We start from the raw sequence: 25,985 nt of genomic DNA, 5'->3' as shown, positions 1-25,985 counted from the left end.
ACTAACGCATTAAATGCAAACTTTGATCTAATTCAGATTGCAAACGATTGCTATGGTGATAAAATCCCGCGAATTTTGTTTTACTGCAAGGGATGTAAGAAATGAAAAATGTCATACAAGGGGCGCAAATGCTGTTTGTCGCCTTTGGTGCGCTGGTGTTGGTTCCGCTACTCACCGGTTTAGACCCAAATGTCGCGTTATTCGGTGCTGGTATGGGCACCCTACTTTTCCAACTGATTACTCGCCGCTCCGTTCCTATCTTCCTCGCTTCTTCCTTTGCTTTTATCGCTCCTATTCTCGTCGGTGTTCAAAACTGGGGTATCGCTGCCACCATGGGTGGTTTGATGGCTGCAGGGTGTGTCTACGTTGCGCTAGGCGCTTTGATTAAAGTCCGCGGCGTGGGTTTTATTCATAAAATTCTTCCCCCAGTGGTGGTTGGCCCAGTCATCATGGTGATTGGTCTTGGACTCGCACCAACCGCGGTTAACATGGCCTTGGGTAAGGCTGGTGATGGCTCAATTCAATTGGTCGAGGCCGATGCGGCATTGTGGATTTCCGCCGTGTCCTTGCTGACGACTATCGCGATTAGCGTCTTTGCCAAAGGCTTTATGAAGTTACTGCCGATTTTTGGTGGGATTGTCGCGGGTTATGTCGTTAGCCTGTTTTTCGGCGTGGTCAGTTTTGATGCCGTTACACAAGCCGCATGGTTCTCGCTGCCTAACTTTACTTTCCCTGAGTTCAACATTAATGCCGTACTGTTTATGATTCCAGTGGCTATTGCCCCCGCCGTAGAGCACGTGGGCGATATGCTGGCGATTTCAAACGTGACCGGAAAAGATTATATCAAAAAGCCAGGTCTTCACCGCACCATCACCGGTGACGGGGTAGCAACCATTGCGGCTTCAATGGTTGGCGCGCCACCAAATACAACTTACAGTGAAGTGACAGGCGCAGTGATGCTGACGAAAGCCTTCAACCCAGTCATCATGACTTGGGCTGCGGTTACGGCGATTATTCTTGCTCTAGTAGGTAAATTGGGTGCGCTTTTACAAACCGTGCCAGTGCCGGTGATGGGCGGTATCATGATCTTGCTTTTTGGCTCAATCGCCACCGTAGGCCTAAACACGCTGATTAAAAACAATGTCGATCTTCATAAATCACGTAACTTAGTGATTGTTGCGGTGACGTTGGTATTTGGTATCGGCGGAATGGCATTTGGCATCGGCGACTTTAGCCTGCAAGGTGTGAGCTTATGCGGAATCGTCGCGATTGTACTCAACCTTATCTTGCCAAACGATTTGGGTGAGAGCCATGTGGTCGATAATGCGCAAATGGAAGAAGAAACCAAGTAGTTATCACCCTGGCGATTTTAGAAAAAGCGGCAACCGCCGCTTTTTATTTTATCCCAATCATGACTGACATAAACAGACAAACTCACCGCGCGTCAAGCTGGCCAAGTCGTTTGGAGCTAACTCTATTTCAAGCCCTCGTTTGCCCGCACTGACGCATATGGTGTCAAATTCCAAAGCGCTTTGATGAATAAATGTGGGTAAGGCTTTTTTCTGTCCCAGTGGGCTTATTCCTCCCACCACATAACCTGTCACTTTTTGTGCGATATCTGGATTGGCCATGTCTGCTTTTTTGGCTTTCGCCGCTTTCGCCGCCAATTTTAAATTGAGCTGCTCTGAAACCGGGATGATCGCCACCGCCAATTGGTTAGCAACACCATTTAACGCAAACAATAGGGTTTTAAAAACCTGCTGAGGGTTTTGCCCTAACACCTCAGCCGCTTCCAAACCGTAACTTTGCGCGCGCGGATCATGATCATATTGATGCACGGTATGCGCTATTTTTTTCTTCTTAGCAAGGTTGATGGCTGGTGTCATTGACGTGATAACTCCCTAAAGCAAATCGTAAAGCATAAAAAACACCGCATTACGCGGCGTTTTAGTAAAATCCAATCTGACGATAAGGTCAAGGTTACTTGTAAACAACCTCGCCAACGGGCGCGTATTGGTTAACATCTAAAGGACTGTGTGACTGAAGGTAATCCTTTAATACTTCAGCATCAACAAACCCCGTATTCACAAAGCCCGGATGGCCTGTCAATTTCGGGTAACCATCGCCTCCTGCAGCATTAAAGCTTGGTACCGTAAAACGGTAAGTGTCATCTAAACGCAATTGTTCGCCGCCGATAAACACATTTGACACTTTGCCATACTGTACGGTCATTGAAATACCGGCAAACTGAGCATAAGCGCCCGAATCAACTGGCATTGTCGCGACCTGATTAAGATAATCTAACACTTCGGCGCCGGTCATATCGGTATAAGTGATAATATTGGCAAACGGCTGAACACGTAACACATCTTTATAGGTCACTTCTCCAGCTTCAATGGAATCACGGACTCCACCTGAGTTCATTACCGCGAAATCGGCCTTCGCACGCTCCATATGTGCTGTAGCAATTAAGCGCCCGAGGTTAGTTTGCTGAAAGCGCACCACATTACGGTCCCCTTCAAGTTTGCCGTTGGTTTCCGCTACTTTAACGTTCAACTGGCTTTGCCCTTTATCCTGATAAGGTTGCAGAAAATCGAGCATGGCTTGGTCTTGAGGAATTTGTGGCTCATACAGAACGCGCTGACTCTCACCGTTCACTTTAACTTTTTTCTTGAGGTTGACGGGAATCAGGTCATAACTCACTAAATTCAGTTCGCCATTACGAAATTCGTAATCCGCGCGTCCAACATACTTACCCCACTCATGCGCTTGAACGATGTAAGTTCCGTTCTGTTTGTCTGGCTGACACTCATCACTGGGCTCAAAATTCTTTTTAATTACATTGGGCGCTTCCATACACACAGGCTCTTGCGAGTGACCACCGACAATCATATCCAGTGAGCCTTCATCAAGATAACGGGCCAGTGCTACATCACCTGGCGCATTGACACCGCGCTTACCGTCTTCGTAGTGCCCCATGTGCGTTACCGCAAAAATAAGATCCGGATGCTCAGATTTTTCTAGCTCAGCAATCAATTGCTTGGCTTCTGCTTTCGGATCACGAAACTCCAAACCACCAATAAATTCAGGGTTTCCTATTTTGGCCGTATCTTCGGTTGTTAAACCAATAACGGCAATTTTAATCCCTTGCTTATTGAACATTTGATAGGGCTGAAATAAGCGCTTACCGGTTGCTTTGTCATAGATATTGGCCGACAACATGGGGAAGTTAGCCCACTCTTCTTGCTTAAATAGCACTTCAAGCGGATTATCAAATTCATGGTTCCCTAACGCCATAGCATCATAACCAATCTTGCTCATACCTTTAAAGTCAGGTTCAGCATGCTGCAAGTCAGATTCCGGGACGCCGGTGTTAATGTCTCCACCAGAAAAAAGCAATACGCTCCCCCCTTGCTGCTGAACTTCTGTGCGCAACTGATCAATCAACGTTTTACGCGCAGCCATGCCATATTCACCATATTTGTTTTGCCAAAAACGCCCGTGATGATCGTTAGTGTGCAATACAGTGAGTTTGTAGGTCTTATCTGTTTGCCATTGATGAGCCGGTTGCGAAGCACAACCCACTAGTGTTGCAAGAACTGCCGCGCTGATAGCCGACGTTGTTATGAGGCGTTTTGTCATTACCCTACCTTTTTATTTTGCTGAGATGCCACTGCCTTGTGCTCGATAGACTCATTGTTCGCCTTGCCATTAAGGGAAGCGACTCGTCTAAAGATAAATGCGAAAACCTGATAAAGTTTAAAATAATCCTTACATCAGTGTGGATTGTTTTCATCATTCTGTTGTTGAGATCACCTATAAAAATGCGCTTTAGAGAATTTTTACACCGATAAAAATCCTCTGTAAAAGAGCGTGTTATTCCGTTTTGGCGTAATTTTAGCCAATAAAAAAGCAGCCCTGAGGCTGCTTTTTTGTCGAACAGGTTGGTTATTTAATATCGATTGGTGCAAACCCTTTGATCAAATCGTCCAACGCTTTCATTTGAGCTAAGAATGGCTCAAGTTTATCCAATGGTAACGCCGAGGGACCGTCGCATTTCGCGTTATCAGGGTCCGGATGTGCTTCGATAAACAAACCAGCAATACCTGTTGCAAGGCCCGCTTTGGCAAGCTCTACGGTCTGCTCACGTCGACCACCTGAGGCTGCGCCCGATGGGTCACGCATTTGTAGCGAGTGAGTCACATCAAAAATGATCGGGCTGCCTTGTGATGATTTTTTCATGACGCCAAAACCCAGCATATCCACAACAAGGTTATCGTAACCGTGGCAAGAACCGCGTTCACAAAGAATGATGTTTTCATTGCCGCACTCAGCAAACTTCTCAACAATATTGCCAACTTGCCCTGGGCTCATAAACTGAGGTTTCTTAACGTTAATCACTGCCCCGGTTTTTGCCATCGCTTCGACTAAATCAGTTTGGCGAGCGAGAAATGCGGGAAGCTGAATCACATCCACCACATCAGCCACAGGCTGCGCTTGTGCTTCGGTGTGCACATCGGTAATGATTTTAACGCCAAAAGTATCTTTCAGCTCTTGGAAGATTTTCATACCTTCTTCCAAGCCAGGGCCGCGGTATGAGTGTACAGAGCTGCGATTCGCTTTATCAAACGATGCTTTAAACACGTACGGAATACCTAACTTCTCAGTCACCTTGACGTAATGCTCACAAATCTGCATGGCCATATCGCGTGATTCCAGCACATTCATGCCGGCAAACAAAGTAAATGGCTTATCGTTGGCTACAGGAATATCACCAACGTGAACGATTTTTTGTTCCATCATGTTCTCTCTAATTTTTTAAATTAATGCAATGTCACTGAGGTTTCACTCAGTGCAGTGACTTGATTCTTTAATAGCTCTGATGCTGGGTCATCGGGGCACTGCTCAATAAAATATTGAAAGTCCGATAAAGCGACCTGATGACAATCAAGTTGCTGATAAATGAACCCACGATCACGAATTTCATAAGGATCGTCAGGGACAAAGGTCAAGGCTAAGTCGGTACAGCGCAATGCTAAAGTATAGCGCTCCTCTCTCAGCAGCGCGCTTTTGAGTAAAGCTAACCAGCGGCCGATGACCGTTGGATTGTCTGCAGTTTTTAGGTGTTCTGCTTTCAGTTTTGCCAGCGGACCACTGTGACCAATCAACCAGGCATGCAGTGTATGTTGTGACACATACTCACCATTGTACGGGTTGATATAGACGGGCTTTTCACCGTACCAATCTAATTTAATCAAGAATTGCGTCGGAAAGGTGACACCTTGAATCGGAAAGCCAAGCTTTCTTCCAAAATAAAGCAGTAGCGCGCCTAAACTCACTGGAATCCCTTTGCGGCGTTCAAGCACTTTATCGATAAAGCCATTAGCAGAATCGAAGTAGGCGTTTTGGTCCCCCTCAAACCCCCACTCGGAGTAAAACAAGCGAAGGAAGGATTCAAAACGCTGTTGCTCATCACGTTCATGAGCGAGCGCTAACTCAGCCTCGCGAACCAAACGGGCCAGTTCGGCCTCACTCCAACTTACTTGGGTCTCTGGATTGACGGCTTTATTTAGTACCAATGCTCCTTCGACCAGTTCCATTGCATCAAAGTCTTCATCTACTAAACCTAACATTTGATGCTCCATACTAACCCATCAAAATTGGCATTTTGGTCATCGCAATCTTGCCCGCCATGATCAACCAGCCGAGTGCACCAAGAAACGCCAAGCTGCGAAGCAAGCGATTTTTACCCAGTTTCAACGCAAACAACGCCAGAGCGAAATACGCCAAAATACAAGTAATCTTTTCGGTTAACCACGGCGCAGAGTCTGTAAATGGAATAAAACCAGTGATATAAATCAAGGCGATACCTGATAGCAATAAGCAGGTATCGTTAATATGCGGAAAGACTTTGAGAAATTTATTGTGTTGAAATGGAGAGTTGGCCATCATCAGGCCAAATCGAATAGACAGTAGCGTAGCACTGAGTGCTACGGTTAACATGTGAAAGTGCTTTAAACCTTCGTACATAAATGTCTCTCTTATCCTTAATCGCTAAACATTCCGAGTGTCACTCGGTCATTATTGCCGTAATCTTTTTCAGTTGATACCTGTAGGTATCCGAAACTTTGCATGATATCACGCACCGCTAAGCCCTGATCATAGCCATGTTCAAACATCAACCAACCACCGCTGATAAGATACTCACGAGCATGAGTAGCAATATATCGAATATCCGCTAACCCTTGGTCATCAGCAACCAACGCCGTGCGCGGTTCAAATCGCACATCGCCTTGAACCAAATGGGGATCTTGAGCGTCAATATACGGTGGATTAGACACAATCAAAGCAAACTTTGTACCAGAGGGTAGCGGTTCAAACCAACTTCCTGCGCAAAAACGCACATTAGTGATACCAAGATTGTGCGCGTTCCACGTGGCTAACTCTTGTGCTTCTTGCTGAAGATCGATACCAATGACTTGATGCCTCGGCAGTTCTGAAGCTAACGCCAACGCAATCGCTCCGGTGCCCGTACCTAGATCAAGAATATCGCCCGTCAATGGCGTTGCTTTATCCAAAGCGAGTTCGACTAAGCGCTCAGTATCCGGACGAGGAATCAGGGTTGAAGGCGAGACTTTTAGCGGTAATGACCAAAATTCACGTTCGCCAACAATATAAGCGACCGGTTCACCAGCAACACGGCGAGACAATAAGTTGTGGAAGTCATTGATTTGATCGGCCGACAGTACTTTGTCGGGCCAAGTCAGTAAATAGGTGCGGGATTGATTAAGCAGGTGGCAAAGTAGCACCGTAGCATCAACAGACGGCGAGTCACTGCCACTCGCCGCCAACTGTTGGGTTGCGCTCTTAAGCGCCTGTTCAATGGTGGTTTGCGCCATCGCCATTAGTTACTTTCAGCAAGGGCCGCCAGCTGATCCGCCTGATGCTCTTGAATCACCGGGTCAATCAAGCTTTGAAGATCGCCTTCCATCACTTCATTCAAACGATAAACCGTAAGGTTGATACGGTGGTCAGACACACGGCCTTGCGGATAGTTATAAGTACGAATACGGTCACTACGGTCACCTGACCCCAGTAAGTTACGACGCGTATCTGAGACTTCTGCCGCACGCTTCGCTTCTTCCGCTTGAATGATACGTGCCGCCAACACAGACATCGCTTTCGCTTTGTTTTTATGTTGCGAACGTTCATCCTGACACTCGACCACCGTGCCGGTTGGCAAGTGAGTAATACGAATAGCAGAATCCGTGGTGTTGACGTGCTGACCACCCGCGCCCGATGCTCGGAAAGTATCGATTTTTAGATCGCTGGCTTTGATTTCAGGAATTTCCGCTTCAGGAATTTCAGGCATAATCGCGACAGTACAAGCGGACGTATGCACACGCCCTTGAGATTCAGTAGCAGGCACACGCTGTACGCGATGACCGCCCGATTCAAATTTCAAGATGCCGTAAGCCCCTTCACCAGAGACTTTAGCAATCACTTCTTTGAAGCCACCATGTTCCGCTTCACTGGCTGACATCATCTCAATACGCCAACTGTTTTTCTCTGCAAAACGGCTATACATACGGAATAGGTCACCCGCAAAAATACCGGCTTCATCGCCACCCGCACCAGCACGAATTTCAAGGAAACAGTTGCGATCATCATTTGGGTCTTTCGGTAGCAACAAGATCTGCAGTTCTTCTTCGAGACGCTCAATGGTATTTTTTGACTCTGCGATCTCTTCTTGCGCCATTTCGCGCATCTCTTCATCGTCTTCTTTTGCCATCTCTTGCGCGGCAATCAGATCTTCCTGCGCTTGTTGGTAAGCTTGAAAACACTTAGTGACTTCTTCGAGCTGAGAATACTCTTTCGACAATGCACGGAATTTATTTTGATCGCCGATAACATCCGGATCACCAAGAAGGTGCTGAACTTCTTCATAACGTTCAACTAACGTTTCTAGCTTAGTTAGAATTGAGGGTTTCATAGTTTATTAAACTCAGGAGTGATAATTATTGTGGGTCGTCGAGACCCAAGCTTTGTCTTATTATCGCCAGTTTCGCTGGCTCGCCCTGCTCGGCGGCACTTTGCAGTGCCCGAGTCGGTGCATGAATCAATTTGTTGGTGAGCTTATTACTCAGCTCTGTTAATACTTTTTGTGGATCAGCGCCTTGTGCCAATGACTGCAAACCTTTACTTAAAAGCTCTTCGCGTATGTCATTCGCCGACTGACGATAGTCTCGAATACTATCTACCGCCTGCAGTGAGCGCATCCAAGACATAAACGATGCACTTTCTTCACTGACGATGGCCTCAGCTTGAATAGCTTCGACTTTGCGCTGTTCCATATTGCTGTCGATGATGGATTGTAAATCATCCACCGAATACAAATAGACATCATTGAGATCTCCGACCTGCGCTTCGATGTCTCGAGGAACGGCAATATCAACCAGCAACATCGGCTGATGACGACGCGTACGTAGCGCAGTTTCAACCATGCCTTTACCGATGATAGGTAAAGGGCTGGCCGTTGAGCTGATCACAATATCGGCTTTCGCTAAATGTTCTGGGATTTCGGGTAAACCGATGACTTCTGTACCAAACTCACCCGCTAGCCCCATTGCCCTTTCACGCGTTCGATTCGCAACAATCATATTTTTGCAGCCGTTTGCCGCCAAATGTTTGGCCACAAGTTCAATCGTTTCACCTGCGCCAACCAACAACACCGTACTGTCATCGAGCGACTCAAAAATATGTTTTGCCAGCGTACAAGCTGCATAAGCAACCGAGACTGCATTACCACCGATATCGGTTTCAGTTCTAACGCGCTTGGCAACCGAAAAGGCTTTTTGAAATAACTTTTCTATTGCCGGATCAACCGCTTTATTTCCCCGCGAATCAAAATACGCCTGTTTCACCTGCCCCAATATTTGAGGCTCACCAAGAACCAGCGAATCAAGACCACAAGAGACACGCATTAAATGACGAATCGCCGCTTGCTCTTCATGAATATAGATGCTTGGTTTCAGTTCTTCCGGTGTGACTTGATGAAATTGCGATAACCAATCAATCAGCTTACTTTTTCCTGACGATTTTACATCACAATAAATTTCGGTGCGGTTGCAGGTAGAGACAATCACGCTGCCATTCACTATCGGATTATCACTGAGCTGCTGCAAAGCATTCGGCAGTTTATCGGGGCCAAACGCAACTTTTTCGCGCAGCTCGACAGACGCCGTATTGTGATTAATACCAATAGCGAGCAAAGACATGTATCGTGGGTTCTCTGAATCTGGTCAATATGGATGAGAAGTGAATTTTACTTGATGCCCCGTATGATTGAAAGGGCATTCGGTATTTGTTTTCATCACCGTGTACGATCAATGATATAGTGGTCTAAAGCCAATAGATGCCTGAAAAATATAGAGCCTTTATGATAAAAACTCAATTCCGTATGGTTTGGCTACTGCTTTTTGCCTTGTTAATGGCGGGTTGTAGTAGTTTGAAAGAAAGCACCACCAATGTTGAATGGCAAGCCCATCAGCAAAAATTGGCTGCCATTACCGATTACCGCGCATCAGGAAAACTCGGTTATATATCGCCACAAGAAAGGCAGTCTCTCAATTTCACTTGGCGCCGTTCCCCACAACGCAGTGAGCTGCGCCTAAGTACCTTTCTTGGGCAAACCGTACTTAACATGACAATCACCCCCTCAGGTGCTCATGTTGAAACTTATGACGACCAAAAGTTAGATGCCGACAACGCCGAACAGTTGATTTATCGCCTCACCGGATTAGTGATGCCTGTTGCTCCCCTCTCCTCTTGGCTACTTGGCGCTCCGAATCAAGCTGATAATTACCAACTCAATCAAACTCATACACTGGATTGGTTGGAAAAAGACCTTAACGGCCAGCGCTGGCATTTAGATTATTTGCGCTATCAAGACCATCCATTTAATGGCCTTGCTACGCCGCTTCCAAGTAAACTCAAGCTAACACAAAACAACATTACTATTAATCTCGTTATTTCAAAGTGGACGTTTAATTAATGATTGTGGAAAAGACCCATTGGCCATCGCCAGCCAAATTGAACCTATTCTTATACATTACAGGCCAGCGAGCTAACGGTTATCACGATCTGCAAACCCTGTTTCAATTTGTCGATTATGGTGATGAACTGACTATTCAAGCGAATACAAGTGGTGAGATTGAACTCGCCCCAACTCTGCCTGGCGTCGCTCTACAAGATAACTTAATTTGGAAAGCGGCCAATGCGTTAAAAGCGCATTCTGGTTGCCCATTTGGTGCCAATATAGAAGTAAATAAGGTACTACCCATGGGCGGCGGGATTGGCGGTGGTTCATCTAATGCGGCCACCGTATTGGTGGCACTCAACTATTTGTGGCAGCTTAACCTTCCTTTTGAACAGTTAGCAGAAATCGGATTGCAACTGGGCGCGGATGTTCCGGTCTTCGTGCACGGACACGCCGCATTTGCCGAAGGCGTAGGGGAAAAGTTGCAACCTGTTGAAGTTGAAGAAAAATGGTATTTAGTTGTTCGGCCAAACGTCAGTATTTCGACAGCCGACATTTTTACGCACCCTAATTTGACGCGAAATACGCCCAAGCGAGCACTGGCAACACTTCTTGACGATCCTTACGAAAACGATTGCGAAAAAATTGTCCGAATGCTCTACCCAGAGGTTGATAAGCAACTTTCTTGGCTGCTACAATACGCGCCGTCAAGATTGACGGGGACGGGTTCATGCGTTTTTGCTGAATTCTCGAGCAAGAATGATGCACTCTCTGTCCTTAAAAAATTGCCCGACACCGCGTCGGCTTTTGTGGCAAAAGGCAAGAACGCTTCACCGTTACATGAGACACTGACTAAATACCAATTAGTCGACAACCAATCTATCTAAAACTGGACGCAACCTTGAGGTTTCCACCGTGCCTGATATGAAGCTATTTGCTGGTAATGCAACGCCTGAACTAGCCCAACGTATTGCTGACCGTCTATACATTTCCCTTGGTGATGCTACTGTTTCTCGCTTTTCTGATGGCGAAGTTGCAGTGCAAATCAACGAAAATGTTCGTGGTAGCGATGTATTCATCATTCAATCTACCTGTGCTCCGACCAACGATAACCTAATGGAACTCGTGGTTATGATTGATGCAATGCGCCGTGCTTCAGCGGGTCGTATTACAGCAGTTATCCCTTACTTCGGTTATGCACGACAAGATCGCCGCGTGCGTTCAGCCCGTGTGCCAATCACGGCCAAAGTAGTCGCTGATTTCCTTTCTAACGTCGGTGTTGACCGCGTTCTTACTATTGACCTTCACGCAGAGCAAATTCAAGGCTTCTTCGATGTACCGGTAGACAACATCTTTGGTACGCCTGTACTGCTTGAAGATATGGAAAACCGTGGCCTAGAAAATCCAGTCGTCGTTTCTCCTGACTTAGGCGGTGTCGTTCGCGCACGTGCAACCGCAAAAGCTCTAGGTGACATCGATATCGCTATCGTTGACAAACGTCGCCCACGCGCCAACGTTTCAGAAGTCATGAACCTTATCGGGGATGTTGAAGGACGCGACTGTGTCATCGTTGATGACATGATCGATACCGGCGGTACGCTATGTAAAGCGGCTGAAGCTCTGAAAGAACGTGGAGCTAAGCGAGTATTTGCTTACGCGACACACGCCGTATTCTCTGGCAACGCAGCAAGCAACATTAAAAACTCTGTGCTTGACCAAGTGATCATCACTGATTCCATCACCCTAGCTCCAGAAATGGCAGCCACCGGAAAAGTGACTCAGTTAACGCTATCGACCATGCTGGCAGAAGCAATTCGTCGTATCAGCAATGAAGAGTCGATTTCGGCAATGTTTAACGCGTAATCCCAGCGTTAGTTAAATGATAAAAGCACTTCTCAAATGGAAGTGCTTTTTTGTTTTCTACCCGCAAACAAGCCTGTCTCAACACCATCTCGCACCAAAGGATATTTCTGTGCTATCATACCGCGCTTTTTAAGAATCCAGAGAGATCCTACCTTGAGTCAACAGATAAAACTGCTGGTTGGGCTAGCCAATCCTGGGCCCGAATATAAAAACACTCGACACAACGCTGGCGCTTGGGTGGTTGAAGAACTGGCGCGCGTACACAACGTGGTATTAAAAAATGAGCCAAAGTTTTACGGTTTAACTGGACGTCTCATGGTTAACGGGCAAGATCTTAGGCTTCTTATTCCAACAACATTTATGAACTTATCGGGCAAAGCCGTCTCAGCTCTGGCAAAGTTCTACCAAATTACGCCTGAAGAGATCATGGTCGCTCATGATGAATTGGATTTACCACCAGGGGTCGCTAAATTTAAGAAAGGCGGCGGTCATGGTGGCCATAATGGCCTGCGCGACATCATCAGTAAGCAAGGCAATAATAAAGATTTCTATCGGCTGCGGATCGGCATTGGTCATCCGGGGCATAAAGACAAAGTTGCAGGCTATGTGCTAGGTAAAGCCCCTGCATCCGAACAACAGTGCTTAGACGCCGTGGTGGATGAATCCGTTCGCTGCCTCGACATCTTACTGAAAGATGGCCTAAGCAAAGCACAAAATCGATTACACACGTTCAAAGCTGAATAAGGTTACTATCATGGGTTTTAAATGTGGCATCGTTGGTTTGCCAAACGTTGGTAAATCAACTCTGTTTAACGCACTCACTAAAGCGGGAATTGAAGCCGCTAACTTCCCTTTCTGTACTATCGAGCCAAATACCGGTGTAGTACCTGTACCAGACTTACGTCTTGATGCATTGGCCAACATCGTCAATCCACAGAAAGTGTTGCCAACCACCATGGAATTCGTTGACATTGCAGGCTTGGTTGCTGGCGCGTCAAAAGGTGAAGGCTTAGGTAACAAATTCCTCGCAAATATTCGCGAAACAGACGCTATCGGTCATGTTGTACGTTGTTTTGAAAACGAAAACATCGTCCACGTATCAGGTAAAGTGTCACCAATTGAGGACATCGAAGTCATCAATCTCGAATTGGCGATGGCAGACCTTGACTCCTGCGAACGTGCGATTCAACGTAATGCTAAAAAAGCCAAAGGCGGCGATAAAGACGCAAAATTTGAGCTCACTGTGCTTGAAAAAATGCTCCCTGTACTCACCGAAGGCGGTATGGCTCGTAGCATCGAGTTGTCAAAAGAAGAGTTAGCCGCCATCGGATACCTTAACTTCTTAACGCTGAAGCCAACGATGTACATCGCTAACGTCAATGAAGATGGTTTTGAAGATAACCCTTATCTTGATGCTGTACGTGAATTTGCTGAAAAAGAGAACAACGTTGTCGTTCCTGTGTGTGCAGCCATCGAGTCTGAGCTTTCTGAACTAGAAGATGACGAGCGTGAAGAGTTCTTGGCGGATATGGGCATTGAAGAACCAGGTCTAAACCGCGTGATTCGCGCGGGTTACGAACTGCTTAACCTTCACACCTACTTCACCGCTGGCGTAAAAGAAGTACGCGCTTGGACCATTCCAGTCGGCGCGACTGCTCCCAAAGCAGCTGGTAAAATTCACACAGACTTTGAAAAAGGCTTCATTCGAGCTGAAGTTGTTGGCTATGACGACTTTATTCAATTCAATGGTGAAAGTGGCGCAAAAGAAGCCGGCAAATGGCGTTTGGAAGGTAAAGAGTACATCGTCAAAGATGGTGATGTTGTTCATTTCCGTTTCAACGTTTAATAAGTTGATGAAACTTAGCTAAATTTGCAAATAGAGAGGCCAGCATTCACGCTGGCCTCTGTGTTTTAAAATGAAAAATAGCGACAATCTTATTGGCAGTGAGACGCACGTTTTCTAACACTTTTTGATCATTAACACGCCTCTTTGTTTAAAAAGAAACCGAACGATTCGTTTATCCCGATTTATTCAAAAAAAAAGTTGACGGTTCTTATTGATATCCGCATAATGCGCCCCGTTCCCGCGAGATGTGGTCTCGTTTAAGAGCAAGAAAAATTAGGTTTTGGCTACGTAGCTCAGCTGGTTAGAGCACATCACTCATAATGATGGGGTCACAGGTTCGAATCCCGTCGTAGCCACCATTCCTAAATGCTTTTTTAGTAAGAGTTTTTAGGAATAATGCGGAAGTGGCGGAATTGGTAGACGCACCAGATTTAGGTTCTGGCGCCGCAAGGTGTGAGAGTTCAAGTCTCTCCTTCCGCACCATTATTCTCTCTTCGAGAGTTGTGATAAGCGCAAGCTATCATTGTAGGGCTATCGCCAAGCGGTAAGGCAGCGGCTTTTGATGCCGCCATTCCCTGGTTCGAATCCAGGTAGCCCTGCCATTTTTTCTAAAGTGTTGGCCCCAAAAGGGTTGTCACTGAGCAAGAGAATGTATATATTGTCTCGCTCCACGAGTGGCTACGTAGCTCAGCTGGTTAGAGCACATCACTCATAATGATGGGGTCACAGGTTCGAATCCCGTCGTAGCCACCATTTATTTAACATTATCTGTTTTTACCAATTAACAGTTAATGCTAAGCATCAAGACGCGGAAGTGGCGGAATTGGTAGACGCACCAGATTTAGGTTCTGGCGCCGCAAGGTGTGAGAGTTCAAGTCTCTCCTTCCGCACCATCTTGATCATAAAAATTTTGCGGAAATGGCGGAATTGGTAGACGCACCAGATTTAGGTTCTGGCGCCGCAAGGTGTGAGAGTTCAAGTCTCTCTTTCCGCACCATTATTCTCTCTTCGAGAGTTGTGATAAGCGCAAGCTATCATTGTAGGGCTATCGCCAAGCGGTAAGGCAGCGGCTTTTGATGCCGCCATTCCCTGGTTCGAATCCAGGTAGCCCTGCCATTATTAGATTTAAGTTGAATCGTCAGCTTAACAACGTGACTAAGCTATGCCATTGGCTTACTCACCATGAATAAATGCGGAAGTGGCGGAATTGGTAGACGCACCAGATTTAGGTTCTGGCGCCGCAAGGTGTGAGAGTTCAAGTCTCTCCTTCCGCACCATTATTCTTCTCTCTATAGAGAACCCAGACTCGCTGAAAAGCGGTCACTGTAGGGCTATCGCCAAGCGGTAAGGCAGCGGCTTTTGATGCCGCCATTCCCTGGTTCGAATCCAGGTAGCCCTGCCATTATTTATCAAGTTGATATTATCAACTTGAAAAGCTTACTGAGCATCGCCATTTATACTTAGTAAGTTGAGAACAAAATGCGGAAGTGGCGGAATTGGTAGACGCACCAGATTTAGGTTCTGGCGCCGCAAGGTGTGAGAGTTCAAGTCTCTCCTTCCGCACCATATTAAGATCGAAAGATCACAGAGTGGCTACGTAGCTCAGCTGGTTAGAGCACATCACTCATAATGATGGGGTCACAGGTTCGAATCCCGTCGTAGCCACCATTTACATTGCAATACATTTTCGCGGTGGTGGCGGAATTGGTAGACGCGCTAGCTTCAGGTGCTAGTGTCCTTTAGGACGTGAGGGTTCAAGTCCCTCTCTCCGCACCAAGACAATGTATAACAGATTTTGTAGGGCTATCGCCAAGCGGTAAGGCAGCGGCTTTTGATGCCGCCATTCCCTGGTTCGAATCCAGGTAGCCCTGCCATTATTATGCTAAGTTGAGGTTATCAACTTAACAACGTGAATAAGCTGTGCCATTGGCTTACTCACTACGAATAAATGCGGAAGTGGCGGAATTGGTAGACGCACCAGATTTAGGTTCTGGCGCCGCAAGGTGTGAGAGTTCAAGTCTCTCCTTCCGCACCATTATTCTTCTCTTTTATAGAGAACCTAGACTCGCTGAAAAGCGGTCGCTGTAGGGCTATCGCCAAGCGGTAAGGCAGCGGCTTTTGATGCCGCCATTCCCTGGTTCGAATCCAGGTAGCCCTGCCATTATTTGATTGAGTTGACTTATTCAACTTAACAACGTAATTAAGCAACGCCATTGGCTTAATTGTTACAAAGATATGCGGAAGTGGCGGAATTGGTAGACGCACCAGATTTAGGTTCTGGCGCCGCAAGGTGTGAGAGTTCAAGTCTCTCCTTCCGCACCATCATTAGAAACCCAGCTTAAACGCTGGGTTTTCTTTTATCTCGTATTCAGAAAATAAAGCCCCCCACGAGTCCTTATTAAGATCATAGACATAAAAAAGCCCAGCTCATGCTGGGCTTTTGGATTATAGCGATAATTAGCCAAGAAGACCAAGTGCCGCGTTTGGCGCTTGTTTGGCTTGCGCAAGAACAGAGCTTGATGCTTGGCTTAGGATTTGAGCCTTCGTCAATGCTGTGGTTTCTTTCGCAAAGTCCGTGTCTTTGATTCGGCTCTTAGACGCATTGACGTTTTCATTAATGTTGTCTAAGTTATTGATTGCATGGCCAAATCGGTTTTGGAATGCACCTAGCTGAGCACGGTGGCTATCAACAAATTTTAGCGCCGCATCAACCACTGCCACAGACTCTTGCGCACCACCAACGGTTGTGACATCCAAAGTATCGACAGTGACCGCTTGTGCTTCACCAATACCCAATTCGCCTGCAAGGCTGCCACCAAAGCTAGCTACACCTTCGACTTTATTGTTATCAGTAAACACTTGCAGACGTCCCTCTTCGTCTACAGACGCTTTAACCATATCCGTTTGACCATTGATATAAGTCGCTAGCTCTTCGATATCATCACCTTCTTTTGCGTTGATAGTGATATCTTGTTGCTCACCAAATTTATCAGTCAAAGAGATAGTTAAATCATTCGCACCAGACTGAACAGCCCAATCTTTGTCTTGACCATTTTCAGCACGGTAGCTATTACCACCCATTTGCGTGTTGTCACTACGCATGTTGTTTAAGCTTAGCATGACTGCCTCGCCGTTATCTGCACCGATCTGGAATGATTTAGTTGCGAACGTACCATTAAGTAGCTTGTTACCACCAAACGACGTGGTCTCTGCAATACGGTTAAGTTCATCATTCAGTGCCGTTACCTCTTCTTGAATCGCCACACGCTCAGACTTAGAGTTTGAACCGTTAGCTGATTGTAGAGATAGGTCACGCATACGTTGCAGAATGTTAGTGGTTTCATTCATCGCACCTTCAGCGGTTTGTGCAATTGAGACGCCATCATTTGCATTTCGTACAGCGACATCAAGACCACGGCTTTGGACGTTCAAACGGTTCGAGATTTGCAAACCTGCAGCATCATCTTTCGCGCTATTAATCTTAAAGCCTGAAGATAGACGTTCCATTGAAGCTTGCTGAGCATTACTCGCACTATTCAAATAGCGTTGAGCGGTCATTGCTGAAACGTTTGTATTTACATTCACTGCCATAGTGATTCTCCTGTTGGATTCTCCGACGAATCGGAAGTTGGGTTGGCTTTCCGACGTCTCAGATCACCAAGTTCTCTCAAAGTACCCTTGTTAACGACTCCAACTTGATAAGCTTTAGAGGAAAAATTCACCGCTAATAAAAACCTCATACTTTTTGCAGATTTAATGATACCTGGCACAAAAACGAAAATTACCGCTCAAGTTTTTCCAGGTTCTGCCGGGGTAACTTATTAACATTATTGAAGAAATTATAATTCCTTGAGTTTTGGGTGATTTACCTTTGAGCGAGTTAGGCTAGGATTATGAGCGCAATCAGAAAAAGACAACGCCACAACACAAAATAAGGACAAATAAGATGGATTGGTATTTAGTGGTAGTACGTAATTATTTGGGCTTTTATGGGCGAGCTCGGCGTAAGGAATTTTGGATGTTCATTCTATGCGATACAGTGATTCGCTTGGGATTGGGAATTATTGAGTATTTAACTCACATCAACATACTTATCGGCATCTATAGTGTGTTGGTGTTTTTACCTTATGTCGCCGTCAGTATGCGCCGTTTGCATGATACAAACCGGACGGGATGGTGGTTATTACTCAGTTTTATTCCGGTGATTGGGTTTATTGTTTTGCTCTACTTTATGGTTCAGGAAGGTGACCGAGGTGAAAACCGCTTTGGGCCTAATCCAAAATTCTGATTGGTTGGACTAACGGTAAACGGCTAAGTGCAAAAACAGCGAATAGAGTCATAACGCCAGAAAAGAAAAAAGCCCCTTTTCCTTTGAGAGAACCGGGGCTAGGTGGTAGCTAAGCCAATGTGGAGATCGAGAGAAATGACACATTTAACTACCTAGGGGTGCGAAGATTGATTCAATAATATAAAGCAGGTTTGAGAGAGAACTTTATACCATCTAATCATCCACGCGCTTGCCAAGAAATCCTTCATTAACCTCACGTCTGAGACCACGTTAATGAAGGCTCTTTTACTACTGCAATAACGTTAATGCAGAGTTTGGCAACTGTTTTGCTTGGGCAAGGATCGATGTCCCTGCTTGCTGCAGAATTTGAGATTTTGTCATTGCAGTGGTTTCTTTCGCAAAGTCCGTATCACGGATTCGGCTATTCGAAGCTGCAACGTTTTCTTGAATATTGGCTAAGTTATTAATGCTATGGTTCAAACGGTTTTGAATCGCACCTAGATCTGCTCGTTGTGAATCCACGTACTTCATTGCCGCATCAATCACACCGACAGCGTTTTGAGCGCCACCCACCGTCATTACATCAATATCATTGACGGTAACATTTTGCCCAGGACCACCTTCTAAACCCAGTTCGCTAGCAAGGCCACCCGAAATATTCAATTCGCCCTGGATGTTTGGCTCAGCCACGAAGATTTGCAATTGGCCGTTCTCGTTTACCGAGGCTTGAAGCTTATCAGTTTGACCATTGATATAGGTGGCAAGTTCTTCCACGTCATCACCAGGTTTTGCGATTAAGTCAAATACGACCTCTTCACCTTCTTTGGTGGTAAACTCAAACTTCATGTCGTTTGATTGAGCAGGGACACCCCAGTCTTTATTCTGACCATTTTGAGCGATAAAAGCTTGCCCACCCATTTGGAAGTCATCCGCACGGATACTGGTTAGCGCAACAATCATTGCCTCACCGGAACTGGCACCGATTTGGAATGATGATTCACCGAATGAACCATTAAGCAGGCGGCGTCCACCAAAGGATGTGGTTTCCGCGATACGGTTCAATTCATCTTGAAGTGCCTCAACTTCTTCGTTCAACGCTGTACGTTCAGACTCTGAGTTAGTACCGTTTGCCGATTGCAGTGCTAAGTCACGCATACGTTGCAGAATATTAGTCGATTCATTCATCGCACCTTCTGCTGTTTGAGCAATTGAAATGCCGTCGTTAGCATTACGCATTGCCACATCAAGGCCTCGAGACTGAGCTGTCAAGCGGTTTGAAATCTGCAAACCAGCCGCGTCGTCTTTTGCACTGTTGATACGCGCACCTGATGACAAACGTTCCATTGAGGTGTTCAAGTCACCAGTTGCTTTATTTAGGTAACGCTGAGCGGTCATCGCTGAAACGTTAGTATTTACATTAATGGTCATAGGTTGCTCTCCTAGTGAGTTCGCAAGTGCTTTGCGAAGCGGCCAGCTTAATCTCATTTGGAAGCACTGACCGAAATATGCCTTGCTAAAACCTGGCTATTGCCGGTTTACGAACACGTTGTTCACACAAAGGTGGTTAATCAAGTTACGTAATACCTATATCAATATGTGTGCCAAGTTTTAAAATTATTTTTTAATCATTTACTTTCAAACACTTATACACAAATTAACATCTATTTAAGTCTGTATATTGAGCGAATAAATGATTACTTCTTGCTATCGGCAACAGAGTTTGCCGCTTATTTTGCCGCCTATTTGCCAGCGGCAGTTCACCGATTTACTTACCAACAAGTTCACTCCGCACATATGGCATTAGCACATAAGGCCGTGGAGTGAACGCGTTTAGATGTAGTTAAATAAAGTGAGATCTTTGGTTTTACCAAAAGCTTGTTGTGACGCTTGAAGTGCTCTTGAGTTTTCATTGAACTCAATCACCGCTTCGGCATAATCCAAATCTTCAAAATTACTTTTTGATTTGGCGAGCGTCATATTGAAGTCTTCATGTTGCTGCTCTTGAATATCGAGCGTATTCAAGCGGGCACCGACATCCGTCCGAGCTTTATTCAGATGAATAAATGCCGCATGAAATTCTTCAGTAATTTGGTGCAGCTTAGCGGTGTTAGAAATATCCGACACCGAACCTGTGGTGTATTCCATGGCATCTTTGAAAGTATCAAAAATGCTATAAGTCTTACGCGGCTCTAAGGTTATCTCATCGCCTCGGTTAATTTGCCCTTTGATGTGGACATTCAACCCTTCGTATTGAATACCTTCTTTAGGGTCAAATTCATCAGCCGCGACCACCGAACCATTGCGTTCAATTTGATAACCGTATTTGTTATTCGGCATATCAACAAAAGTCACTTTATAAGTGGCATTGTCATCAGGGTCGATGTTGGTTGCACGCTCAAGAAGTAACTCCGAGGCACCTTTAAGATCGTATTGCGGCTCATAATCACCAAATGGGTTATCAATCTCCATGAATAGCTTGCTACCAGGATCATTGATTGGCATTTCCAAGCTAGTGGAAATTTTCATTTTTCGTTGGTAATCATCCCCCGCATACTCGACATTACCGTCACGATCGCGAAAGAAAGGCTGGTTCTTCGGTTTGGTCCCCGCAAAGATGTAGTTTCCAGATTCATCTTGGACATTGACCAGATTCAAAAAGTTATTGGCTATCTCTTCCATCTCGCGCTTTTTAGCCAGACGATCTTCTGGAGACAACGCACCGTTGATGGTTTCCATCACTGTGCGTTTCGCCTCATCGGCATATTGCTCTGCGTTAGAAATGATGACCTCATGATGCTCAAGACGGTTTCGCGTCAGAACAATGGCATCCATGTACTGACGCAGTTGCTCTTTTTGCTGACCAATATTTTGAATATAGTGGGTCGCTAAAGGGTCATCACTGGCTTGCATTAACTTCTTACCCGAAGCCAATTGCGCCTGATTATGATGAATCTTGGCTTCTTGGCGACGTAAGTCATTTTGCACCGATTGATAATTATGGAAGCTCGCAATTCGATTTAACATGATTTATGACCTCCCTACTTCAGTGCCAAGATGGTGTTGAACGTATCATTTGCCGCCTGCATAATGCGCGACGATGCCATATACGCTTGTTGAAATTTCATCATATTGGCCGCTTCTTCATCGAGGTTAACGCCAGAGATAGACGCGATACGCTCCTGAGCAGCCTCTTTTTCTAACCGTGATACATCGGTCAAACGAGATGCGGTTGACTTTCTAAGCCCCATTTCTGTATTCAGATCGTGATAGACATCCAAAATGGTTGTCTCACCACCGTTGAGCTTTTTATCGGTTTGAATATTCTGCATTTTACGTAAATTGCCGTTGTCCCCTTCAGAAGGGACAAGGTTTGCCGTAAATTTGTCATTCGGCAGCGCCCCGTCGGTTAACTCAAAGGTGGTCCCTTGAACGGTGACAGGCCCTGATGGCGGATAACTTTGCGGCTGCATCAGCACACGACCTTTAGGGTCGGTGACGGCAAATTGTGTCCCATCTGGAGAAACGACTACTTCAAATTCACGAAGCTCGCCGGCCTGCTTTATTTCAAACCCAGCAGTACCTTGCGCGAACGTGGTCGATGCCTCGTAACTTTGAGCGGCAATGGTCGTAGGATCGTTGGTTTCCATTTTCATCTGTGCGGCGCCGCGTCGAGTAGGACGAATTAAAACGCGCTCACCATCGGCGAGATCCTGCCGGATCTCCATGCGCATGCCATCAATAACGATGTCACCATCATCCATTTGAGCTTCACTCAGTTCACCATTTGGACGTGTCACATAATAATCGCCATCCACAGATTGCAGCTGATATTCACCCGCGACGACTTGCGATGTGTCCTCTAAGTAAACTCGAAGGTCAGCTTGTGAATTGGACGAGGTCACAACACGTGATTTGGCAACAACATCGGAGTTGATATCGGTAAACATCAGCCCCCCGACATTTCCTCTTAAATCAAGACCTTGAGATTGAAGTTCATTCACTTCATTCGAAAATGACGTGGCCATCTTACCCAGTTGGTCAAGGAGGTACGGAATTTGAGTATCACGCATATCAAGCATCGCACCCATTTTGCCATCAAGATCTTTACTGGTGATGGGTTTGATGCCTTTACCTTCAAGCATGGCTAAACGGTGCTGATGGGTATCAGGATAACCTTCAATCATTTTTAATTGACTGGCTTCCGTTCCTGAAACCAAGGTATGCCCGTTACCAATATGGATATTAAAGCCTTCGGCGTTTTTACGTGGAGTGACTGTTACCTTGGTATATTCTGAGAGCTCGTTGACTAACTTTTCATGCTCATCCATTAAATCAAGATGTGGGCCTGGGGTTCGCATCATCAAACGGTGCAAATCACGAATCTCAACCGCTAACTGGTTGATTCGTTTAACGCCGAGTTCCAGCTTTCGATTCGTCACATCGTATTGCTGACGTACCGTTTCATGGAAGTCATTCATGTTCTGTGTAATGAGGTCGGCTTTCTCAAGTACCACTTTACGTGCGCCGACATCATTTGGGCTATCGGCAAGCGACTTAACCGAATCAAACCATTCATTCAGATTTTCAGGAATTTTCTTTGAGGCGACAGAGGACAGCATGTTCGACAACATCTCAAGGTTTTCCTCTACGTCTAGCTTACGCGCGTAGTGAGTAGTTGAGGTGTTAAGCTCTTTAACGGCAAATTGATCCCAAGAGCGGCGAACATTTTCCACATGCACACCCATACCGAAGGTTTGCCCACCGTATTGACGCGGCATGTTCGTGCCTTGAATCACAGACTGGCGGCTATAACCCTCTGTATTAACATTAGAAATGTTATGTCCTGTGGTGTTTAATTGTCTCTGAGAGGTAAGCACACTTTGTGCACCCAAATTCAGAAGATCCGACGCCATACTGCCCCCGAAAACCTTTAAAAATCAGCTGTTACTGAGTATCTAAAGAGATAAAAGCAAAGTGCGTGCCAAAGTGTTTTATTCTGCGCTGTAAATGATAAAAGCTTGCCAATTGGCAAGCTTTTTAAAGGGAGGGAAAGCTGTAGCGTTACTGCATTTTGTCAATTTTTTCTTTGACTCTGAGTACTTTATCCGCGTAAGTCGGATCCGTTGCATAACCCGCCCGATGAATGCCATGAATAAATTGCTCCGAGCTGCCATCATGACGGAGTGCCGTTGTATAACGTGGATTCTGCTGAAGAAAACGCACGTAATCATTAAAGCTATCTTGATAACTTGAATAAGAACGAAATGCCGCTTTCTCTTTCACAGGGATACCTTGATGATACTCTAATGTTTGAGTCGCCATCTTGTCACCGCCCCAACGCTTATCCGCTTTAATGTTGAATAAGTTGTTACTGCTGCCCTGGCTGTTTTGAATCACTTTCTTACCCCAACCAGTTTCAAGTGCAGCCTGAGCCAACAATAATGACGAATCGACACCTAATACCTGGGCCGCTTTTTCAGCATAAGGTTTCATTGATGAAACAAAGGCTTCTGGCGAATCAAAACGCGTCGGTTCCGCTTGCTTCTGCGCCGCCTCGACTTCAACAGCTGCCGCATTAACAAGTGGGTCATCATTTGCCGCAGTTGCCGCAGCTTGTCGGCGCTGATCAATTTTTTCCATCAACGCTCCGAAGTCTTGATCACGCGCTTTCGCATTAGGGTCATCTATCTGACCTGTACTTAATTGCGCCACAATCATATCGGCCAGCCCAAGCGCCCCCGAATCGCTCAGTTCACTCGCACGCTGCTCATCAAGCATTTGACGAAAAAACTGCTGGTTTTGACTGTCCATTAGCCCGGATTCAAACGTTGCGTTAGCATCTCGCATCGACTTAAACAGCATGTTAGTAAAAATCGCTTCAAACTGTTTCGCTGCGGCCTTCAAAGCAGCCTGTTCGCTGTCTTTATCACCACCAACAGCCTTACGACGCAAGTTATCTAAGTTAGCGATATCATGAATAAAACCAATGTCGTTTCCATTGTTCATCATCGACTCCTTAGATAATAATCAGTTGGCCTTCAATTGCGCCAGCTTGTTTCAGTGCTTGTAAAATGGCCATAAGATCTGACGGTGCTGCGCCGACTTCATTCACCGCACGAACTAGGTCATCAAGCGTAAGGCCCGGCTCAAATTTAAACATTTTACCTTGCTCTTCGGTCACTTCGATATCGGTATCAGGGACCACTGCGGTCTGCCCGCCCGCTAAAGCATTAGGCTGACTGACATTCAGGTTCTCTTTGATCGCCACCGTCATACCACCATGGGTAACAGCAGCCGGCTTTAGACGAACGTGCTGCCCCACAACAATGGTACCCGTGCGAGAGTTTACGATAATTTTTGCCGCGCCTTCAGCAGGGTCAAACTCTAGGTTTTCTACCGCAGAAAGGAACGCAACTCGCTGGGTAAGATCTCGTGGTGCTCGCACTCGCACTGAGGTGGCATCAACAGGAGAAGCCATTTGCGGGCCGAGGAAACTATTGATCGCATCAGACATACGCTGCGCAGTCGTAAAATCAGATTCTAATAAATTGAAGGTGATGTAGTCTCCACGGCTAAATGGACTTGGGATTTCCTGTTCGACAATCGCGCCATTTGAAATCATACCCGCCGCAGGGTTGTTACCAACGACTTTTGATCCATCAGCGCCATTCGCACTAAAACCACTGACCACGAGGTTCCCCTGCGCAACGGCGTAGATGCTGCCATCAAGACCTTTCAACATGGTTTGCATCAAGGTACCACCACGCAAGCTTTTCGCTGATCCAACAGAAGAGACCGTGACGTCTATCGTTTGCCCTTGTTTTGAAAAAGCAGGCAATGTGGCGGTCACGATCACCGCGGCGACATTTTTGGTCTTAGGTTTCGTTCCAGGCGGCAATTGAATACCGAAATTGCGTAACATGGCGTTAAAGCTCTGATCGGTAAAGGGAGTCGACTCCCCTGTTCCCGGCAATCCGGTCACGAGACCATAGCCAACAAGTTGGTTGCTTCGTACGCCTGCGACTTGAGAAACGTCTTTAATCCGCGCCGCATTCGCTTGCGGTGCCAGCAAAATCAAGCTGGAGATTAATAGCAACAGTTTTTTCATCGTGTTTACCTTCACTCTAAGTCGCAGTGCCAAAACTTCGACTTTTCTAATCACTAAAGAGCGACATTAAAAAATCGTGCCAAGAATCCAGGTTCTTGCATATCTTGGTTGGTTCCAGTACCAGAATATTGAATTCGCGCATTGGAAATTCGAGTTGAAGCAATGGTGTTATCGTAATCTATATCTTGCGGACGAATCGTGCCGCTTAAACGAATGTACTCATCACCCGTGTTAAGCGTCAGCCACTTCTCTCCGCGAATCAGTAAGTTGCCATTGGCTAAGACTTCAATCACCTCGACAGAAATAGAACCACTTAAGCTATTGCTCTGATTTGCCGCCGAACTGCCACTGAAATTATTGTCGTTGCTGAGGTTATAGGAAAAATTATAATCTCCTACGGTTAATGCTTGCCCCCCGACCTCTAGTGGCTCCATGGATGCATCGTTATTTTTTGACAGATCGGCATCTGAGCTTTTTGCCGCTTTGGTTGCCTCGTCTAACGTCACCGTGATGATGTCGCCGATACCACGCGGTTTCGAATCATCGTATAAGCTGGCCGACCTCGCGACATTGAACAAAGACCCCGTTTCTGCCGCATAGTGCTCGGGCTGATGCTTAGGGTGAATAGGTGCCCAAGCAGGATCATCCGCCACAGGATCACTACGCCCACGCAACGTATCCACGATTCCAGCACTGTCTTGACTCGCTCGGTCACCTTCAACCGCATCAACGGTCGTTGTGCCGCGGACTACGTCTTCACTCTCAACAGGCGGTTGAAGTAGAGAACAACCCGACATCAAGGTAATCATCACTAAAGGCAGTAAACGGTTCATAACCTTAA

Annotated in this window: 22 protein-coding genes and 16 tRNA genes; 23 read left to right on the top strand and 15 right to left on the bottom strand. The window is 46.1% G+C overall.

The window, feature by feature from the left end:
• The first annotated feature begins 101 nt into the window (after window positions 1-101).
• A complete protein-coding gene (locus M1D72_RS10770; RefSeq protein WP_456296867.1) occupies window positions 102-1,352 on the top strand; it encodes a uracil-xanthine permease family protein in 1,251 nt (416 codons plus the stop codon).
• Between the two features lie 57 nt (window positions 1,353-1,409).
• Here M1D72_RS10770 and ybaK read toward each other — a convergent pair whose 3' ends face one another.
• From ybaK to hemA, 8 genes are all read right to left on the bottom strand, one after another.
• Window positions 1,410-1,886: a Cys-tRNA(Pro) deacylase gene (ybaK, locus tag M1D72_RS10765; RefSeq protein ID WP_456296866.1), complete on the bottom strand. Its 477-nt coding sequence runs from the start codon at window positions 1,884-1,886 to the stop codon at window positions 1,410-1,412.
• 94 nt (window positions 1,887-1,980) lie between these two features.
• The gene (gene ushA / locus M1D72_RS10760; protein WP_456296865.1) at window positions 1,981-3,642 is read right to left on the bottom strand and encodes a bifunctional UDP-sugar hydrolase/5'-nucleotidase UshA; all 1,662 of its coding nucleotides are present in this window, start codon (window positions 3,640-3,642) and stop codon (window positions 1,981-1,983) included.
• A gap of 306 nt (window positions 3,643-3,948) precedes the next feature.
• The gene (gene kdsA / locus M1D72_RS10755) at window positions 3,949-4,800 is read right to left on the bottom strand and encodes a 3-deoxy-8-phosphooctulonate synthase (RefSeq protein ID WP_390191901.1); all 852 of its coding nucleotides are present in this window, start codon (window positions 4,798-4,800) and stop codon (window positions 3,949-3,951) included.
• Between the two features lie 23 nt (window positions 4,801-4,823).
• The gene (locus M1D72_RS10750; protein WP_390191127.1) at window positions 4,824-5,633 is read right to left on the bottom strand and encodes a SirB1 family protein; all 810 of its coding nucleotides are present in this window, start codon (window positions 5,631-5,633) and stop codon (window positions 4,824-4,826) included.
• 13 nt (window positions 5,634-5,646) lie between these two features.
• A complete protein-coding gene (locus M1D72_RS10745) occupies window positions 5,647-6,030 on the bottom strand; it encodes a SirB2 family protein (RefSeq protein WP_456296864.1) in 384 nt (127 codons plus the stop codon).
• A gap of 17 nt (window positions 6,031-6,047) precedes the next feature.
• A complete protein-coding gene (gene prmC / locus M1D72_RS10740; protein ID WP_456297383.1) occupies window positions 6,048-6,899 on the bottom strand; it encodes a peptide chain release factor N(5)-glutamine methyltransferase in 852 nt (283 codons plus the stop codon).
• A 5-nt stretch (window positions 6,900-6,904) separates the two neighbouring features.
• A complete protein-coding gene (prfA, locus tag M1D72_RS10735) occupies window positions 6,905-7,993 on the bottom strand; it encodes a peptide chain release factor 1 (protein WP_390191132.1) in 1,089 nt (362 codons plus the stop codon).
• 25 nt (window positions 7,994-8,018) lie between these two features.
• Window positions 8,019-9,278, bottom strand: a complete 1,260-nt coding sequence (gene hemA / locus M1D72_RS10730) for a glutamyl-tRNA reductase (RefSeq protein ID WP_456296863.1) — start codon at window positions 9,276-9,278, stop codon at window positions 8,019-8,021.
• A gap of 161 nt (window positions 9,279-9,439) precedes the next feature.
• On the opposite strand from hemA, the gene lolB reads away from it, so the two are divergent.
• From lolB to M1D72_RS10625, 21 genes are all read left to right on the top strand, one after another.
• On the top strand, window positions 9,440-10,054 hold the full coding sequence (lolB, locus tag M1D72_RS10725) for a lipoprotein insertase outer membrane protein LolB (protein WP_456296862.1): 615 nt from the start codon (window positions 9,440-9,442) through the stop codon (window positions 10,052-10,054).
• Window positions 10,054-10,926 (top strand): 4-(cytidine 5'-diphospho)-2-C-methyl-D-erythritol kinase, encoded by an 873-nt coding sequence (ispE, locus tag M1D72_RS10720; RefSeq protein ID WP_456296861.1) that lies wholly within the window; start codon window positions 10,054-10,056, stop codon window positions 10,924-10,926. Before lolB ends, ispE begins: the two co-directional genes overlap by 1 nt.
• 28 nt (window positions 10,927-10,954) lie before the next feature.
• Window positions 10,955-11,902, top strand: coding sequence for a ribose-phosphate pyrophosphokinase (locus tag M1D72_RS10715; RefSeq protein ID WP_093275393.1), 948 nt, complete (start codon window positions 10,955-10,957; stop codon window positions 11,900-11,902).
• A gap of 153 nt (window positions 11,903-12,055) precedes the next feature.
• Window positions 12,056-12,646: an aminoacyl-tRNA hydrolase gene (gene pth / locus M1D72_RS10710; protein ID WP_390191142.1), complete on the top strand. Its 591-nt coding sequence runs from the start codon at window positions 12,056-12,058 to the stop codon at window positions 12,644-12,646.
• Window positions 12,647-12,656: 10 nt separating this feature from the next.
• Complete coding sequence (ychF, locus tag M1D72_RS10705) at window positions 12,657-13,748, top strand: redox-regulated ATPase YchF (protein ID WP_390191144.1); 1,092 nt, start codon at window positions 12,657-12,659, stop codon at window positions 13,746-13,748.
• 282 nt (window positions 13,749-14,030) lie between these two features.
• A tRNA-Met gene (locus tag M1D72_RS10700) sits at window positions 14,031-14,107 on the top strand.
• A 39-nt stretch (window positions 14,108-14,146) separates the two neighbouring features.
• Window positions 14,147-14,231, top strand: a tRNA-Leu gene (locus M1D72_RS10695).
• Window positions 14,232-14,275: 44 nt separating this feature from the next.
• Window positions 14,276-14,350: transfer RNA gene (locus M1D72_RS10690), tRNA-Gln, on the top strand.
• 74 nt (window positions 14,351-14,424) lie between these two features.
• Window positions 14,425-14,501, top strand: a tRNA-Met gene (locus M1D72_RS10685).
• 55 nt (window positions 14,502-14,556) lie between these two features.
• Window positions 14,557-14,641: transfer RNA gene (locus tag M1D72_RS10680), tRNA-Leu, on the top strand.
• 19 nt (window positions 14,642-14,660) lie between these two features.
• Window positions 14,661-14,745: transfer RNA gene (locus M1D72_RS10675), tRNA-Leu, on the top strand.
• Between the two features lie 44 nt (window positions 14,746-14,789).
• Window positions 14,790-14,864, top strand: a tRNA-Gln gene (locus M1D72_RS10670).
• A 76-nt stretch (window positions 14,865-14,940) separates the two neighbouring features.
• Window positions 14,941-15,025 (top strand) — tRNA-Leu (locus M1D72_RS10665).
• A gap of 50 nt (window positions 15,026-15,075) precedes the next feature.
• A tRNA-Gln gene (locus M1D72_RS10660) sits at window positions 15,076-15,150 on the top strand.
• Between the two features lie 79 nt (window positions 15,151-15,229).
• Window positions 15,230-15,314, top strand: a tRNA-Leu gene (locus M1D72_RS10655).
• A gap of 25 nt (window positions 15,315-15,339) precedes the next feature.
• A tRNA-Met gene (locus tag M1D72_RS10650) sits at window positions 15,340-15,416 on the top strand.
• 21 nt (window positions 15,417-15,437) lie between these two features.
• A tRNA-Leu gene (locus M1D72_RS10645) sits at window positions 15,438-15,524 on the top strand.
• Between the two features lie 23 nt (window positions 15,525-15,547).
• Window positions 15,548-15,622 (top strand) — tRNA-Gln (locus M1D72_RS10640).
• A 76-nt stretch (window positions 15,623-15,698) separates the two neighbouring features.
• A tRNA-Leu gene (locus M1D72_RS10635) sits at window positions 15,699-15,783 on the top strand.
• A gap of 51 nt (window positions 15,784-15,834) precedes the next feature.
• Window positions 15,835-15,909 (top strand) — tRNA-Gln (locus M1D72_RS10630).
• Between the two features lie 76 nt (window positions 15,910-15,985).
• Window positions 15,986-16,070 (top strand) — tRNA-Leu (locus M1D72_RS10625).
• 135 nt (window positions 16,071-16,205) lie between these two features.
• On the opposite strand, the gene M1D72_RS10620 is transcribed toward M1D72_RS10625, so the two are convergent.
• A complete protein-coding gene (locus tag M1D72_RS10620; RefSeq protein WP_390191147.1) occupies window positions 16,206-17,339 on the bottom strand; it encodes a flagellin in 1,134 nt (377 codons plus the stop codon).
• 355 nt (window positions 17,340-17,694) lie between these two features.
• On the opposite strand from M1D72_RS10620, the gene M1D72_RS10615 reads away from it, so the two are divergent.
• A complete protein-coding gene (locus M1D72_RS10615; RefSeq protein ID WP_456296860.1) occupies window positions 17,695-18,036 on the top strand; it encodes a DUF805 domain-containing protein in 342 nt (113 codons plus the stop codon).
• Between the two features lie 288 nt (window positions 18,037-18,324).
• Here M1D72_RS10615 and M1D72_RS10610 read toward each other — a convergent pair whose 3' ends face one another.
• The 6 genes from M1D72_RS10610 to flgH all read right to left on the bottom strand — a co-directional run bounded on the left by M1D72_RS10610 (window position 18,325) and on the right by flgH (window position 25,977).
• Complete coding sequence (locus tag M1D72_RS10610) at window positions 18,325-19,464, bottom strand: flagellin (RefSeq protein WP_456296859.1); 1,140 nt, start codon at window positions 19,462-19,464, stop codon at window positions 18,325-18,327.
• A 402-nt stretch (window positions 19,465-19,866) separates the two neighbouring features.
• On the bottom strand, window positions 19,867-21,060 hold the full coding sequence (gene flgL, locus M1D72_RS10605) for a flagellar hook-associated protein FlgL (RefSeq protein ID WP_390191152.1): 1,194 nt from the start codon (window positions 21,058-21,060) through the stop codon (window positions 19,867-19,869).
• A gap of 14 nt (window positions 21,061-21,074) precedes the next feature.
• Complete coding sequence (gene flgK, locus M1D72_RS10600; RefSeq protein WP_390191154.1) at window positions 21,075-22,949, bottom strand: flagellar hook-associated protein FlgK; 1,875 nt, start codon at window positions 22,947-22,949, stop codon at window positions 21,075-21,077.
• A 148-nt stretch (window positions 22,950-23,097) separates the two neighbouring features.
• On the bottom strand, window positions 23,098-24,042 hold the full coding sequence (gene flgJ / locus M1D72_RS10595; protein WP_456297382.1) for a flagellar assembly peptidoglycan hydrolase FlgJ: 945 nt from the start codon (window positions 24,040-24,042) through the stop codon (window positions 23,098-23,100).
• Window positions 24,043-24,052: 10 nt separating this feature from the next.
• A complete protein-coding gene (locus M1D72_RS10590; RefSeq protein WP_390191156.1) occupies window positions 24,053-25,144 on the bottom strand; it encodes a flagellar basal body P-ring protein FlgI in 1,092 nt (363 codons plus the stop codon).
• Between the two features lie 53 nt (window positions 25,145-25,197).
• Window positions 25,198-25,977, bottom strand: coding sequence for a flagellar basal body L-ring protein FlgH (flgH, locus tag M1D72_RS10585; RefSeq protein WP_456296858.1), 780 nt, complete (start codon window positions 25,975-25,977; stop codon window positions 25,198-25,200).
• Window positions 25,978-25,985: the final 8 nt, after the last annotated feature.

Source organism: Vibrio sp. AK197 (assembly GCF_053903115.1).
The sequence above is the reverse complement of the archived record's forward strand: the minus strand, read 5'-3'. Positions and strand labels throughout refer to the sequence as shown.